13 protein-coding genes are annotated in these 12728 nt (G+C 59.5%); 7 read left to right on the top strand and 6 right to left on the bottom strand.

From position 1 onward, the window contains the following. The first annotated feature begins 5 nt into the window (after positions 1 to 5). The gene (locus FOY56_RS16780) at positions 6 to 1229 is read left to right on the top strand and encodes a 3-deoxy-D-manno-octulosonic acid transferase (RefSeq protein ID WP_146347031.1); all 1224 of its coding nucleotides are present in this window, start codon (positions 6 to 8) and stop codon (positions 1227 to 1229) included. Then, entirely contained in the window at positions 1216 to 2214 is a 999-nt protein-coding gene (lpxK, locus tag FOY56_RS16775) for a tetraacyldisaccharide 4'-kinase (RefSeq protein ID WP_146347030.1), read from the top strand. Before FOY56_RS16780 ends, lpxK begins: the two co-directional genes overlap by 14 nt. A gap of 35 nt (positions 2215 to 2249) precedes the next feature. Here the strand turns inward: lpxK and FOY56_RS16770 are convergent, their stop codons facing one another. The 4 genes from FOY56_RS16770 to FOY56_RS16755 are packed head-to-tail and all read right to left on the bottom strand — an operon-like array spanning position 2250 to position 5331. Further along, positions 2250 to 3008, bottom strand: a complete 759-nt coding sequence (locus FOY56_RS16770; RefSeq protein WP_146347029.1) for a nuclear transport factor 2 family protein — start codon at positions 3006 to 3008, stop codon at positions 2250 to 2252. A gap of 10 nt (positions 3009 to 3018) precedes the next feature. Next, positions 3019 to 4143, bottom strand: coding sequence for a CaiB/BaiF CoA transferase family protein (locus tag FOY56_RS16765; RefSeq protein ID WP_146347028.1), 1125 nt, complete (start codon positions 4141 to 4143; stop codon positions 3019 to 3021). Continuing rightward, on the bottom strand, positions 4143 to 4811 hold the full coding sequence (locus FOY56_RS16760) for a DsbA family protein (RefSeq protein ID WP_146347027.1): 669 nt from the start codon (positions 4809 to 4811) through the stop codon (positions 4143 to 4145). The genes FOY56_RS16765 and FOY56_RS16760 overlap by 1 nt, the downstream gene beginning before the upstream one ends. Positions 4812 to 4824: 13 nt before the next feature. Then, positions 4825 to 5331: a DUF721 domain-containing protein gene (locus tag FOY56_RS16755; protein ID WP_146347026.1), complete on the bottom strand. Its 507-nt coding sequence runs from the start codon at positions 5329 to 5331 to the stop codon at positions 4825 to 4827. An 81-nt stretch (positions 5332 to 5412) separates the two neighbouring features. On the opposite strand from FOY56_RS16755, the gene FOY56_RS16750 reads away from it, so the two are divergent. Further along, positions 5413 to 6480 carry an A/G-specific adenine glycosylase gene (locus FOY56_RS16750; protein WP_146347025.1) on the top strand — a complete coding sequence of 356 codons (1068 nt, stop codon included), beginning with the start codon at positions 5413 to 5415 and terminating at the stop codon, positions 6478 to 6480. Positions 6481 to 6544: 64 nt separating this feature from the next. Beyond that, positions 6545 to 7678: an alkane 1-monooxygenase gene (locus FOY56_RS16745; RefSeq protein WP_186766368.1), complete on the top strand. Its 1134-nt coding sequence runs from the start codon at positions 6545 to 6547 to the stop codon at positions 7676 to 7678. Positions 7679 to 7686: 8 nt separating this feature from the next. Here FOY56_RS16745 and uraH read toward each other — a convergent pair whose 3' ends face one another. Then, positions 7687 to 8043, bottom strand: coding sequence for a hydroxyisourate hydrolase (uraH, locus tag FOY56_RS16740; protein ID WP_146347023.1), 357 nt, complete (start codon positions 8041 to 8043; stop codon positions 7687 to 7689). Positions 8044 to 8184: 141 nt separating this feature from the next. Between uraH and puuE the strand changes: the two genes are divergently transcribed. The 3 genes from puuE (at position 8185) to FOY56_RS16725 (ending at position 11654) form a co-directional block, all read left to right on the top strand. Next, on the top strand, positions 8185 to 9600 hold the full coding sequence (puuE, locus tag FOY56_RS16735) for an allantoinase PuuE (protein WP_146347022.1): 1416 nt from the start codon (positions 8185 to 8187) through the stop codon (positions 9598 to 9600). 100 nt (positions 9601 to 9700) lie between these two features. Next, on the top strand, positions 9701 to 10186 hold the full coding sequence (locus FOY56_RS16730) for an ureidoglycolate lyase (protein ID WP_146347021.1): 486 nt from the start codon (positions 9701 to 9703) through the stop codon (positions 10184 to 10186). A 52-nt stretch (positions 10187 to 10238) separates the two neighbouring features. Then, on the top strand, positions 10239 to 11654 hold the full coding sequence (locus FOY56_RS16725; RefSeq protein ID WP_146347020.1) for a uracil-xanthine permease family protein: 1416 nt from the start codon (positions 10239 to 10241) through the stop codon (positions 11652 to 11654). 126 nt (positions 11655 to 11780) lie between these two features. Here the strand turns inward: FOY56_RS16725 and FOY56_RS16720 are convergent, their stop codons facing one another. Further along, the gene (locus FOY56_RS16720) at positions 11781 to 12605 is read right to left on the bottom strand and encodes a bifunctional allantoicase/(S)-ureidoglycine aminohydrolase (protein ID WP_146347019.1); all 825 of its coding nucleotides are present in this window, start codon (positions 12603 to 12605) and stop codon (positions 11781 to 11783) included. Positions 12606 to 12728 lie beyond the last annotated feature (123 nt).

Below are 12728 nucleotides of genomic sequence, written 5' to 3'. Positions count from 1 at the left end.
GGACGGTGCCCCGGTCTATCGGTCTTGCCGCCTATCGCGCGTTGTCCTGGCGCAGCGCACCGGCGACCGTGGACACAGACACGCCTCGCCCGCCCGGGCAATTGCTTTGGTGCCACGCGACCAGCGCGGCGCGGATTGGACCGCTGCAGGATCTCGGCAACCGCATTTTTGCGCAGCGGCCCGATCTTAATCAGCTGATCACCTGTGGCGCGGGCGTCGAAACCGTCCGGTCGGGCGTTCATGGCGATCTGGTGGTGTCTTTAGAATCTGACCACCCGGCCGTGGTGCGCAAATTTCTGGATCACTGGCAGCCCGATCTTTGCCTGTGGACCGGCGCAGATTGGATGCCCAATCTGATTACGTCAGCGGCGGATCTTGGTGTCGGAATGTTTCTGGCGGACCTTGGCGATGCGGACCTGGCCGCCCGCCCCCGCTGGATGCCCGATCTTACCCGCGCCTGCCTTGGCTGTTTCGAAGAGCTCCTGGTCAATGATCAAGGTGCGACCGGTCAATTGCGACGGTTGGGCATTCCGGCACGCAAGGTCAGTGTGCATTCTCCGCTCCACCGTGATCCCAACCCGCCCCCTTGTTCCGAAGCTTTGTTGGCCGACGCCACCGGAAAACTGTCTGGCCGGCCTTTGTGGCTGGCCTCAGAAATCAGTCCGGATGAATTTGACGCCATTCTTTCGGCGCACCGTGACGCTTTACGGTTTCAGTACCGATTGCTTCTGGTGATTGCCCCTGCCGATTGTCAAAACTGCGGCAACGTCACTGCGCTGCTGGACAAGACCGGCCTCAGTTTTTGCAAATGGGCACCAGGAGATCCGATTTCTTCTGAAATGCAGGTCTTGATCATCGATCGGGCCCATCTGGGCCTGTGGTACCGCCTGTCTCCGCTGACCTTCATGGGCGGATCGTTGTCCCCCGGCAAAGGCGGCAACGACCCGCTCGAAGCCTCTGCGCTTGGCTCGGCGGTCCTGTATGGCCCGCATGTCCCAAACCATCTTGATACCTATATGCGCCTGACGACCGAAGGCGGCGCGCGTATTGTCCGGTCAAGCGCCGGGCTTGCGGCCAGCGTGGTCGATCTTGTTTCGCCCGAAAAAGCGGCCAAGATGGCGCTGGCGGGCTGGCAGGTGGTGACCGAAAGCGCCGGGCTGATAGATCTGTTGACCGAGAAGATACAGGACCACCTGGACCAGAAAGAACTGATCGATGCGCGCTCCTGAGTTTTGGAACACCCCTCCCGACCGACCCGGGCTTGTCGCGCGCGCTTTGTCGCCTTTGGGCCTGATCTATGCCGCAGCAACGGCGCGCCGTGTTGCAGGCAAAGACGGGATTGCGCCCGGTGTTCCGGTGATCTGCGTTGGCAACCTGAATGCCGGTGGCGTCGGCAAGACACCGACGGTGATCTGGGTCCTCGAACAGCTGCGCAATGCCGGGCACGATCCACACGTGGTGACGCGCGGATATGGCGGATCACTGGAAGGTCCGGTGCAGGTTTTGCCCGCATCGCACAATGCGGCGCAGGTCGGGGACGAACCGTTGTTGCTGGCCGCTTTCGCCGAAGTGTGGGTCGCCAAGGATCGGGCCGCTGGCGCGCTGGCCGCCGCCCGGGCCGGGGCCACCGTGATCGTGCTGGATGACGGGTTCCAGAACCCATCGGTGAAAAAGGATCTGTCAGTCATCGTGGTCGATGCGGCGCAGGGTTTTGGCAATGGGCTGTGCATCCCGGCGGGTCCGCTGCGCGAACCTGTTGAGGTCGGGCTGAAGCGCGCCGACCTTGTGCTCTCAATCGGTGAGGATCCCGCGCAAGAGACGTTTCGTACGATTTGGGGCACCAATCTGACGGTTCCCCATGTGACTGCGCGCCTGACACCCCTACAAACCGGCATGGACTGGTCCGGTACTCCGGTTCTGGCTTTTGCCGGGATTGGCAACCCGAACAAGTTTTTTGCCACGCTGCGCAATCTGGGCGCGGACCTGAAACGGGCTGAACCCTTGGACGATCATCAACCGCTGACACCCGCCCTGATGGCGCGGTTAGAGGCCGAGGCAAAAGCTTTAGGCGCACAATTGGTCACCACGGAAAAAGACGCTGTGCGTCTGCCCGCCGCTTTCCGGATGAAGGTGATCACTCTGCCCGTGCGGTTAACTGTTCATGAGGCCGACCAATTTGGCGCCTTGCTGAAAGCCGCCGCACCTCCGCTCTAGTCCATGTGACGGCTCTGCTTTTTTGGGCGGGCGGGTCAGAACTTGCCGTTATCGTTTTTCCACTCAGACCGCGGCGGGATCGCTTCGACAGTGTTCCAATGTTCTGCAATCCGGTTATCACTGACGCGCAAAAGGTCATAAAAACTGGAGTGCACGCCGTCACGCGCGCCTTCGCAAATGCTCAGAACAAAGTTTCCTTCGGCCAAAACCCGATGCAGGCGATCATAGCTGATCCTGACTCCGTTTTCACCAGTGGCGCCCAGCGCATCATGCCAGGCCTGCCGACCGTCCACGAGGGTCGGATCATGTTGAATCAGACGGTCATCGACGTATTTGGGCAGCAGTTCAAACCGACGCCCGATCAGAACCTCGGTCACAAACGCGCGCACCAATGCCCGGTTCTGTTCCGTCTTGTCATGATCCAGAATCTCGGTCGCGCCGTCCATCATCCCGCGCCCCGACGGGTTCGGCCCCTCTAAACGCTGGATGTTGTCCCAATGTTCGACCGCAAGGTCATCTTCAAAGCGAAACACTTCGAACGCCGCCCTGAGGCCGGAAAAATCGTATTCGTTGTGGGCAAAGGCAAAATCGCCATCTTCGAACACCCGGCAAAACGTGACTTTGGGTGAGGTTTTGGACAAACGCGCAAAAAGTTCGGCAAGCCCGGGACCGCCTTCGCGGGTCTGCGGATTGTGTTGGATGTAGCGTTCTTCATTAACCACGGCAGCCGCATCAGCATCCCCGGTTTCGATGCCCTTCAACAGCCTTTGCAACAGGTCTTTCTTGGACGCCATATTCTTCCTGTCAGGTTTCGGGCGCGTTATCCTCGCCCAGTTTCGGGCTGGGCCGGTGCAAGGCCAGTTCGGCATCCGAAAAGCGGAACGGCGAGCGCACACCCGGCACACCATCCAGCTCAATCTGCATCTCGCGGGCCACGACGTGCGGGTCAGCGAATACCTCGTCCAGCGTGTTGATCGGACCGGCGGGCACGCCTTTTGCCTCGCAGGCTGACAGAAGGTCTGACTTGCTCCACTGCGCGGTCGCCCCGTTCAGCCGCGCGATCATGACGCGGCGATTGGCAAGACGATCCTTGTTGTGCAGGAATTCGGGCGCTTCGGCCATGTCTTCCAGACCCAGCAACCGGCAAAGGCGCTGGTATTGCGGGTCGTTGCCTGTCGCGATGATGATGTGACCATCAGCACAATCAAACACCTGATACGGCGTCAGGTTCATGTGCGCGTTGCCCATCTGACCCGGTGCCGTGCCCGTGGTCAGATAATTCATCGCCTGATTGGCTGTGACCGCAACGGCCACGTCCAGCAACGCCATGTCGATATGCTGGCCGCGGCCCGTCTGGCCGCGCTGGTGCAGGGCCGACAGGATTGCCGACACGGCATAGATGCCGGTGAAGATATCAGTGATCGCCACGCCGGATTTCTGCGGCTGGCCGCCGGGCTCGCCGGTGATCGACATCAACCCGGACATGCCCTGGATGATGAAATCATACCCCGCGCGATGCGAATAGGGGCCGGTCTGACCGAACCCGGTGATCGAACAATAGATCAGACGCGGGTTCAGTTTCTTCAGGCTGTCATAGTCCAGCCCGTATTTGGCCAGCCCACCAACTTTGAAGTTTTCGATCATCACATCGGCATCGGCCACAAGATCGCGGATCGTCTGCTGGCCTTCGGCGGTCGAGAAATCGACGGTCACTGACGCCTTGCCCCGATTGGCCGAATGGAAATAGGACGCCGACACGTCGTCGTCCCGTGTCACAAAGGGCGGGCCCCATGCGCGGGTGTCGTCGCCTTTCGGCGATTCCACCTTGGTGACTGTTGCGCCAAGGTCCGACAGAGTCTGACCGGTCCAGGGACCGGCCAGAATACGCGCCAGTTCGACGACTTTCAGCCCTTCAAGAGGTGCGGACATCAGCCACCCAGCTTGTCATCAAGGATCTTTTTCAGATCTGCATAGGGCTGGTTTTCGACCATTTTGCCATCGATGATAAAGCTGGGCGTACTGGTGATCCCGTCTTCATCGACATTGTGTTGATACCACGCCACCAGCGTCTGGGCAGCTTCGGCATCTTTCAGACAGGCATCAAGCTTGTCTTCCGAAATTCCGGCCAGCCGGCCAATCTTGCGCAGTTCCCCTACGATTTCCACCGGGCCGCCTGCGCGGGACCATTCGGATTGCCCCTGAAAGACAAGGTCGGTGATGCCAAAGAACTTCGCTGGTTCGCATCGTGCCATCATCGACGCCCACAGGCCGTAACGATCAAAGTAAACCTCGCGGTACACGAACTTGACCTTGCCGGTGTCGATGTAATCCGTCTTGAGCTGCTTGAATGTGCCCTCATGGAAGCTGGCGCAATGCGGGCAGGTATAGGACGCGTATTCGATCATGGTGATCGGCGCGTTTTCGTCGCCCAATACCATCTCTTGCACGGTCGAGATATCGACGTCTGCGGCGTCCTGGGCATTTGCCGCCCCGACCAGCGGGTTGACGGGCAGGTCGCCGCCACGCGGTGACATAAACAGGAAACCGCCCAAGGCCAGCAGCGCCACGGCGCCAATCGCAGTAATCAAACGGGTCATACGTACCCCTTTCTCAGCTTTTTTGTTTGGATAGAACGTTGCGGCCCAGACGTTCAAGGGCCGCGCGAAAATCATCGTCGCTTACACCATGCGCAACTTGCGCGGCTTCGGCCTTGATTTGGGGTGACAAAGGCGGCGCTTTTGCCTTGGGTGCGGGGGTGAAGCGGGCCTGCCCTTCGGCAAACCCAGTGGGCGCGGTCTGGGTGATCCGCACACGGCTGATCGCGTTATAGCCATAAACGGCATTCACCCGTTCGCGCAGTTGTTCCTTCTGCATCTCAAGCATCGGAGCCTGCGCGCCCGTGGTCAGGACGGTCAGCGATGCCCCGAACCCACCCCGGCCATAGCTGATGTTCACGGGTCGCGCGATTGACGCAATGTCAGGCCCTGCGATTTCAGACCAATGGGTCAGCAGGCGCGACACGGCAAACCCGCGCTCTTCTCCGGTCTTGCGGATCTGATCGCTCAGCACGGTCGCGGTACGTTTGAACCCGCGTGTGGTCGAGGGGCGGTACGCCATGGGTGGATTCCATCAATTTCACCCCTAGTGTAAGCCACCATGAGGCAGGCACCAGCCCAACCAGAGCACGAGGGATAAATAATGTGTGACAAGACCGCAAAGATAGGTCAGATCGCCCCGGATCTGCTGGCTTGGTACGATGTCCATGCCCGCGACCTGCCGTGGCGCATCAGCCCTTCTGACGGTGCATCCGGCGTCGTGCCTGACCCGTACCGCGTGTGGATGTCCGAAATAATGCTGCAGCAGACAACGGTTGCTGCCGTACGCGCCTATTTCCATCGGTTCACAACGCTCTGGCCGACTGTGGCCGATCTGGCCGGGGCCGAAGATGGTGCGGTGATGGGAGAATGGGCAGGACTGGGGTATTATGCCCGCGCCCGCAATCTTTTGAAATGCGCGCGGGTAGTGGCGTTTGAACATGATGGGCGGTTTCCTGACGATCACGACGCTCTGCTGAAATTGCCCGGCATTGGCCCTTACACGGCGGCCGCAATCTCGGCCATCGCCTTTGGCCGGCCCGAAGTGGTCATGGATGGCAACGTCGAACGGGTCATGGCGCGTCTGTTCGACATCCACACGCCGCTTCCCGCCGCCAAGCCCGAATTGAAGGACCACGCCGCGTCGATGACCCCGCAGCACAGGCCCGGCGATTATGCGCAAGCGGTGATGGATCTGGGTGCCACGATCTGCTCACCAAAATCACCGGCCTGCGGAATTTGCCCTTTGCGCAGCCCCTGCAAGGCCCGTGCCATGGGCACCGCATCCGAACTGCCGAAGAAAACACCGAAGAAACCCAAACCCATCCGGCGTGGTATTGTCTATCTTGCCCGGCGCGCAGATGGTGCGTTGTTGCTGGAACGTCGCCCCGACAAGGGATTGCTGGGCGGCATGTTGGGCTGGCCGGGCAGCGACTGGACCGACGCGCCGGATCCCGCGCCACCCTTTGACGCCGACTGGCAGACCCTATCCGGTGAAGTGCGCCATACCTTTACCCATTTCCACCTTATCCTGACGGTCGAAACCGCGCCCTTGCCTGAAACACTGACCCCGGACTCTGGCCAAATCTTGCCACGCGATGCGTTTCGCCCGTCTGACCTGCCCACAGTCATGCGAAAGGCCTATGATCTGTGGCAACCCGAGTCACTCTGACCGATGGCCAAAACCTGTACGAAGGCCTAGAATATGCCACAACAAAATGACATGGGATGGATCCATGATCACACGTGAAACACTCGCCCGCTGGCAGAGCGCCCTGCCCTTCTGGATCTCGTTCCTGCTGGTCCCGTTCGTCTGGATCGGAGCGGTCTTTGGCGGCTGGACGGTCCTGTTGCTGCCTCTGCTCACTTGGTACCTGTTCGCCGCTCTGGATCACATTGCCGGCCTGAATCTGGAAAACGCCGATCCGCAGACGCCCGAGCAGGATTTGGTTTGGTACAAAATGCTCACTTCGGTCTGGGTGCCTGTACAAATCGTCACATTGTTCGGCGTGCTGGCCTATGTCACCCATACCGACCACCTGTCGGTGCTGGAACAGATCGTGTTGTTTTTTGGCGTTGGCGTGATGACCGGCACCATCGGCATCAACTATAGCCATGAGCTGATGCACCAGAAAAACCGTGTGGAACGGTTTCTGGGCGATGTTTTGTTGGCGTCAGTTCTGTATTCTCATTTCCGGTCCGAACACTTGCTGGTCCATCACCGCTATGTCGGCACCCCCCGCGACCCGGTCACCGCGCGCTATAACGAAGGGTTCCACCGGTTCTACCCTCGTGTGCTGCGCGAAAGCCTTGTGTCGGCCTTCAAAGCCGAAAAAGACATGCTGGGACGTAAGGATAAGCCGTGGAGCGATCTTTCAAATCCGTTCTGGCGCTATTGGGCGCTGCAGGGCGGAATGCTGCTGCTGGCCTTTGTCATCGGCGGATGGGCCGGTCTGGGGTTGTTTTTTGTTCAGGCGGGCACCGCGATCTGGCAGCTTGAGCTGATCAATTATGTCGAACATTACGGGCTGACCCGCAAACATCTGGGCGACGGTAAATATGAACACGTCATGCCGCGCCACAGCTGGAATGCATCGCAAAAAGTGTCGAACTGGCTGCTGATCAACCTGCAACGCCATTCCGACCATCACTATAAGCCCGACCGGCGGTTCCCGCTGTTGCAAACCTATTCACAGGCCGACGCTCCGCAACTGCCCTATGGGTATCCGGTCATGTCAGTGGCTGCGATGATCCCGCCGTTGTGGCGACGCATCATGAACCCCAAGGTCCGGGGTTGGCGACAGATGTATTACCCCGAGATCACGGATTGGCAGCCCTATAACAAGGCCACCCTCCCGTTGCCGCGCTAGATAAAGTCTTAGCTGCCGCGATAGGTCGAATATCCATATGGCGATAATAACAGCGGCACGTGGTAATGCGCTTGCGCGTCGGCCATGCCAAAGCGGATCGGGATCTGATCCAGAAACAACGGGTCGTCATCTGATTGTCCAGTCTCGCGCAGGTAAGGCCCGCAGAAAAAGATCAGCTCGTACGTGCCGGTCTTGAAAGCATCCGCCGCCAGGATCGGCGCATCGGTACGCCCGTCAGCGTTGGTCACAGCTTCGGCAATCTTACGATGCGCGTTGCCCGAGACATGGTATAACGCGATCTTGATCCCCTCAGCCGGGCATCCGCGCGCCGTGTCGAGAATATGGGTGGTAAGGTATCCGCTCATTTATTGGGCCTCCGGTTGGCTCAGCATGTGCCTTGTCTGTGATTTTCCTGCAAATCCCCAAGGTGTGTAAGTGTTTTCCGTATTATTTGAAAATTGCTTGGCACGCACTGCCCTAGAACAGACCAAACCTAGAGAGATCTCATGACCCGATACCCCCGTGACATGCGCGGCTATGGCGCCTATCCCCCGAACCCGCAATGGCCAGGCAACGCCAAAGTCGCTGTCCAGTTCGTGTTGAACTACGAAGAAGGCGGCGAGAACAACATTCTGCACGGCGATGCTGGTTCCGAGGCGTTTCTGTCCGACATCCCCGGCGCCGCGCCATGGGCAGGTCAGCGCCATTGGAACATGGAATCGATCTATGAATACGGCGCACGGGCCGGGTTCTGGCGATTGCACCGCCTGTTCACCGGAGCAAACGTACCGCTGACGATCTATGGGGTTGCCACCGCTTTGGCGCGATCCCCAGAACAGGTCGCTGCGATGAAACGTGCGGGATGGGAAATCGCCAGCCACGGCCTGAAATGGGTCGAACACAAGGACATGCCCGAAGACGAGGAACGCGCCCAGATCGCCGAAGCCATCCGGTTGCATACCGAAGTCGTGGGCGAACGCCCTCTGGGCTGGTACACTGGGCGCTGCAGCCTGAACACCGTGCGGCTGGCTGCCGAAGACGGCGGGTTTGCATATATTTCGGACACCTATGACGATGATCTGCCGTATTGGCTCGAAATCGACGATCGCGACCAGTTGATCATCCCCTACACGCTGGAAGCCAACGATATGCGGTTTTCAGTCAGCCCTGGCTGGGTCACAGGGCAGGACTTTTTCCAATACCTGAAGGACAGCTTTGACACGCTGTATGCCGAGGGCGAGGCTGGCCATCCGGCGATGATGAGCATCGGTTTGCATTGCCGCCTGATCGGACGTCCCGGCAAGATCGCAGGGCTGAAAAAATTTCTCGACTATATCGCCGACTTCCCAAACGTGTGGACGCCGCGCCGGATCGACATCGCCCGGCACTGGGCCGAGACCCATCCACATTCAAGGCGCGCCCGCCCCAGTCAAATGGGCAAGACTACGTTTACCGAATGCTACGGCGGCATATTCGAACACTCCCCCTGGATCGCCGAAGGCGCCCACGCGCTGGAATTGGGCCCGGCCCATGACAGCGCGATTGGCCTGCATAACGCGCTCGCGCGTGTGTTCCGCTCGGCCCCGCGCGACAAACGTGTGCAGGTTCTGCGCGCCCACCCAGACCTGGCAGGGAAACTGGCACAGGCCAAACGGCTCACGACGGAAAGCACACAGGAACAGGCCGGAGCCGGGCTGGATGCCCTTACCGACGCCGAGCGCACCACGTTTAGCGACCTGAACGCCAGATATGTCGAAAAACACGGATTTCCCTTCATCATCGCAGTGCGCGACAACACCAAGGCCTCGATCCTCGCGGCGTTCCAGCAGCGGATCGACAATGACAACGAAACAGAATTCAACGAGGCCTGCAAACAGGTTGAACGCATCGCCGAACTCCGGCTTGTGGGCCTCTTCTCATGACCTTGCGCCCTCGATTCCCGCTTCTTTCTTGGTCCAAATACCCCGGGGGGAGCGCGCAGCGCGGGGGGCGGCGCCCCCACTTCACCTCGGCAGCCCCATCATGACCATCATCCAGACACAGCCTCTCACGGCCACGTCCTTTGAACCGTTCGGCGATGTCATCGCGCTCAAACCTACCCCCGACAAGATCATCAATCAGGGCAAATGCGGTCGCCACCACGATCTGGCTAATCTGGATTTCTCGGATGGCCGCGCTGGGATCAGCCTGTTCAACGCCGAACCGCGCAGCCTGCCCTATGCACTTGAGATGATGGAAAGGCATCCGGACGGCAGCCAGGCCTTCATTCCGCTTAGTCTTTCATCTTTTCTGGTGATTGTTGCTGCAGATAACGGCAACACCCCTGCCACTCCGCAGGCCTTCTTGACCAGCCCCGGACAGGGGATCAACTTTCACCGAAATGTCTGGCACGGCGTGCTGACGCCACTTCAGGCCCCTGGCCTGTTTGCTGTCATCGACCGGATCGGCGCCGGGCCGAACCTGCAGGAACACTGGTTCGACGAACCTTATACAATCACCGACGCATAGACCGTCCGACAAGCGACGGCACCCCAAAGGGACATCAAGGAGACCACACAACATGGCAGACACATCCATCGGGACAGCCGCTCAGCTGAAAGACCCGAATTACACGCCGCCGCTTCAGAAGGCGATTCCGCTGGGCATCCAGCACGTGCTGGCCATGTTTGTCTCAAACGTGACACCGGCAATCATCATCTGCGGCGCTGCCGGGTTCGGGTTCGGATCGAACTCGCCGGATTTCCCGCAGATGATCTATATGATCCAGATGTCGATGTTCTTTGCCGGGCTTGCCACGCTGATCCAGACCATCGGTTTTGGCCCGGTCGGAGCAAAGCTCCCGATTGTTCAGGGCACGTCTTTCGCATTCATACCCGTGATGATTCCGCTGGTTGCGGGCAAGGGCGTGGATGCCATGGCCGTGGTGATGGGCGGCGTTCTGGTTGGTGGCCTGTTTCACGCCTGCCTTGGCTTCTTCATCGGGCGAATCCGCTTTGCACTGCCGCCTCTGGTAACAGGGTTAGTGGTAACAATGATCGGTCTCGCGCTGGTCAAAGTCGGCATCCAATATGCCGCTGGCGGCGTGCCCGCCATCGGGACACCTGAATACGGATCCTTGCAGAACTGGTTCGTCGCAGGCGTCGTGATCTTTGTCACGCTGGGGCTGAAGTTCTTCACCCGCGGCATGATCTCGATCTCTGCTGTGCTGCTGGGCCTGATCGCTGGCTATGTCGCTGCGTACTTCATGGGCATGGTCAATTTCGGGAATGTCGGACGCGCGGCCCCGATTGCCCTGCCCAATCTGATGCATTTCGGGATGGAGTTCTCGGCTGCTGCTATCATCGGCTTCTGCCTGATGGGCTTTGTCTCTGCGGTTGAAACCGTCGGCGACGTGTCGGGTATCACCAAAGGCGGTGCCGGACGCGAGGCGACCGACAAGGAAATTCAGGGCGCGACCTTTGCCGATGGTGTGGGCACTGCGGTGTCAGGCCTGTTCGGCGCCTTGCCAAACACATCCTTCAGCCAGAATGTCGGCCTGATCGCCATGACCGGTGTGATGAGCCGTCACGTCGTTACCATAGGCGCGCTGTTCCTGATCCTATGCGGATTGATCCCAAAAATCGGCGCGATCATTTCCACCGTTCCGATCGAAGTCCTGGGCGGCGGCGTCATCGTGATGTTCGGCATGGTCGTCGCGGCAGGCGTGTCGATGCTGTCTGACGTGGTCTGGAACCGTCGCAATATGGTTATCTTCGCGATTTCGCTGTCGCTGGGCCTGGGCCTGCAGCTTGAACCCGGTGCGCTTCAGCATCTGGAGCCGACACTGAAGGTTCTTGCCACAAGCGGCATCCTGCCAGCGGCTTTGATTGCCATCGTGTTGAACCTGGTGCTGCCCGAAGAACTGGCTGACGAAGCAACCGACGAAGTCTCGGGCGGTCTGTCTGGTCACGGGTCCGGATCGATGTCCGACGATTGACATCAACAGGTGCCGGGGGGCTCTGCCCCCCGCGCTGCGCGCTCCCCTAGGAGTATTTCTAAAGAGAAGAAACAGAAACAGTGATGATATCTTCTCTTTGACAAATACTCTCGCCGAAGGCGAAATCTACAAGGTCAGCGGCATGTGCCGGTTTACGTCTTTATAAAGCAGATAGCGGAATGGGCCGGGGCCACCCGCATAGCAGGCTTGCGGGCAAAAGGCGCGCAACCACATAAAATCGCCAGCCTCGACTTCGACCCAGTCGGCGTTCAGACGGTAGACGCCTTTGCCTTGCAAAACGAACAGACCGTGCTCCATCACATGGGTTTCCGCAAACGGGATCACACCGCCCGGTTGAAGCGTAACGATCGTGACGTGCATGTCATGCCGCATGTCCGTTGGATCGACGAAGCGGGTTGTTGCCCAGACCCCGTCGCAATCAGGCATTTGAGTTGGGGCAACATCGCGATCACTGGTGATGATCGGATCAGGCTGGTCCACACCGTCCACGCCGATATACCGCTTGCGAATCCAATGCACTTGCCCGGTTTCCTGACCCCGGTTCCATAGCGTCCATTCTACGTTGGGCGGGATATAGGCAAATCCGCCGGGCTCCAAAACATGCTCCGCGCCAGCAATCGTTACGGTAACGGCGCCCTGAGTCACGAACAGCGCAGCTTCGATCCCCTGGGCGGTTTCGGGGCGATCCGAGCCTCCGCCCGGGTCCATCTCGACGATGTATTGCGAAAACGTTTCGGCAAATCCCGTCATCGGGCGGGCCAGAACCCAAAACCGTGCCCCAGTCCAGAATGGCAAGGCACTGGTGACGATGTCGCGCAACGTGCCACGCGGGATCACGGCATAGGCATCAGTGAAGACAGCGCGATCTGTCATGATCTGCGTTTGAGGCGGCAGGCCGCCCGGGGCGGTTGCATAGGTGCGGGTGTTCATCGGGTCGGTCTTTCCTGTCCACGGTCCTGGATCATCAAACCGTCCGGCGCAGCGAAATCCAACTTGAATCCGGCCCCGTTTCTACTGAAACAGTGGACGGCATAATTTGATAATCCTCCTGCA

The sequence above is a fragment of the Falsiphaeobacter marinintestinus genome (assembly GCF_007923355.1).
Taxonomy (GTDB): Bacteria; Pseudomonadota; Alphaproteobacteria; order Rhodobacterales; family Rhodobacteraceae; genus Phaeobacter_A; species Phaeobacter_A marinintestinus.
Note: the sequence above shows the minus strand (reverse complement) of the source record. Positions and strands in the feature narration are given on the sequence as shown.

Bases quoted from the DNA above. Each gene is read 5' to 3' on its own strand.
- lpxK (WP_146347030.1), top strand. From the start codon at position 1,216: ATGCGCGCTCCTGAGTTTTGGAACACCCCTCCCGACCGACCCGGGCTT.
- FOY56_RS16770 (WP_146347029.1), bottom strand. From the start codon at position 3,008: ATGGCGTCCAAGAAAGACCTGTTGCAAAGGCTGTTGAAGGGCATCGAA.
- FOY56_RS16765 (WP_146347028.1), bottom strand. From the start codon at position 4,143: ATGTCCGCACCTCTTGAAGGGCTGAAAGTCGTCGAACTGGCGCGTATT.
- FOY56_RS16760 (WP_146347027.1), bottom strand. From the start codon at position 4,811: ATGACCCGTTTGATTACTGCGATTGGCGCCGTGGCGCTGCTGGCCTTG.
- FOY56_RS16755 (WP_146347026.1), bottom strand. From the start codon at position 5,331: ATGGCGTACCGCCCCTCGACCACACGCGGGTTCAAACGTACCGCGACC.
- FOY56_RS16750 (WP_146347025.1), top strand. From the start codon at position 5,413: ATGTGTGACAAGACCGCAAAGATAGGTCAGATCGCCCCGGATCTGCTG.
- FOY56_RS16745 (WP_186766368.1), top strand. From the start codon at position 6,545: ATGATCACACGTGAAACACTCGCCCGCTGGCAGAGCGCCCTGCCCTTC.
- uraH (WP_146347023.1), bottom strand. From the start codon at position 8,043: ATGAGCGGATACCTTACCACCCATATTCTCGACACGGCGCGCGGATGC.
- puuE (WP_146347022.1), top strand. From the start codon at position 8,185: ATGACCCGATACCCCCGTGACATGCGCGGCTATGGCGCCTATCCCCCG.
- FOY56_RS16730 (WP_146347021.1), top strand. From the start codon at position 9,701: ATGACCATCATCCAGACACAGCCTCTCACGGCCACGTCCTTTGAACCG.
- FOY56_RS16725 (WP_146347020.1), top strand. From the start codon at position 10,239: ATGGCAGACACATCCATCGGGACAGCCGCTCAGCTGAAAGACCCGAAT.
- FOY56_RS16720 (WP_146347019.1), bottom strand. From the start codon at position 12,605: ATGAACACCCGCACCTATGCAACCGCCCCGGGCGGCCTGCCGCCTCAA.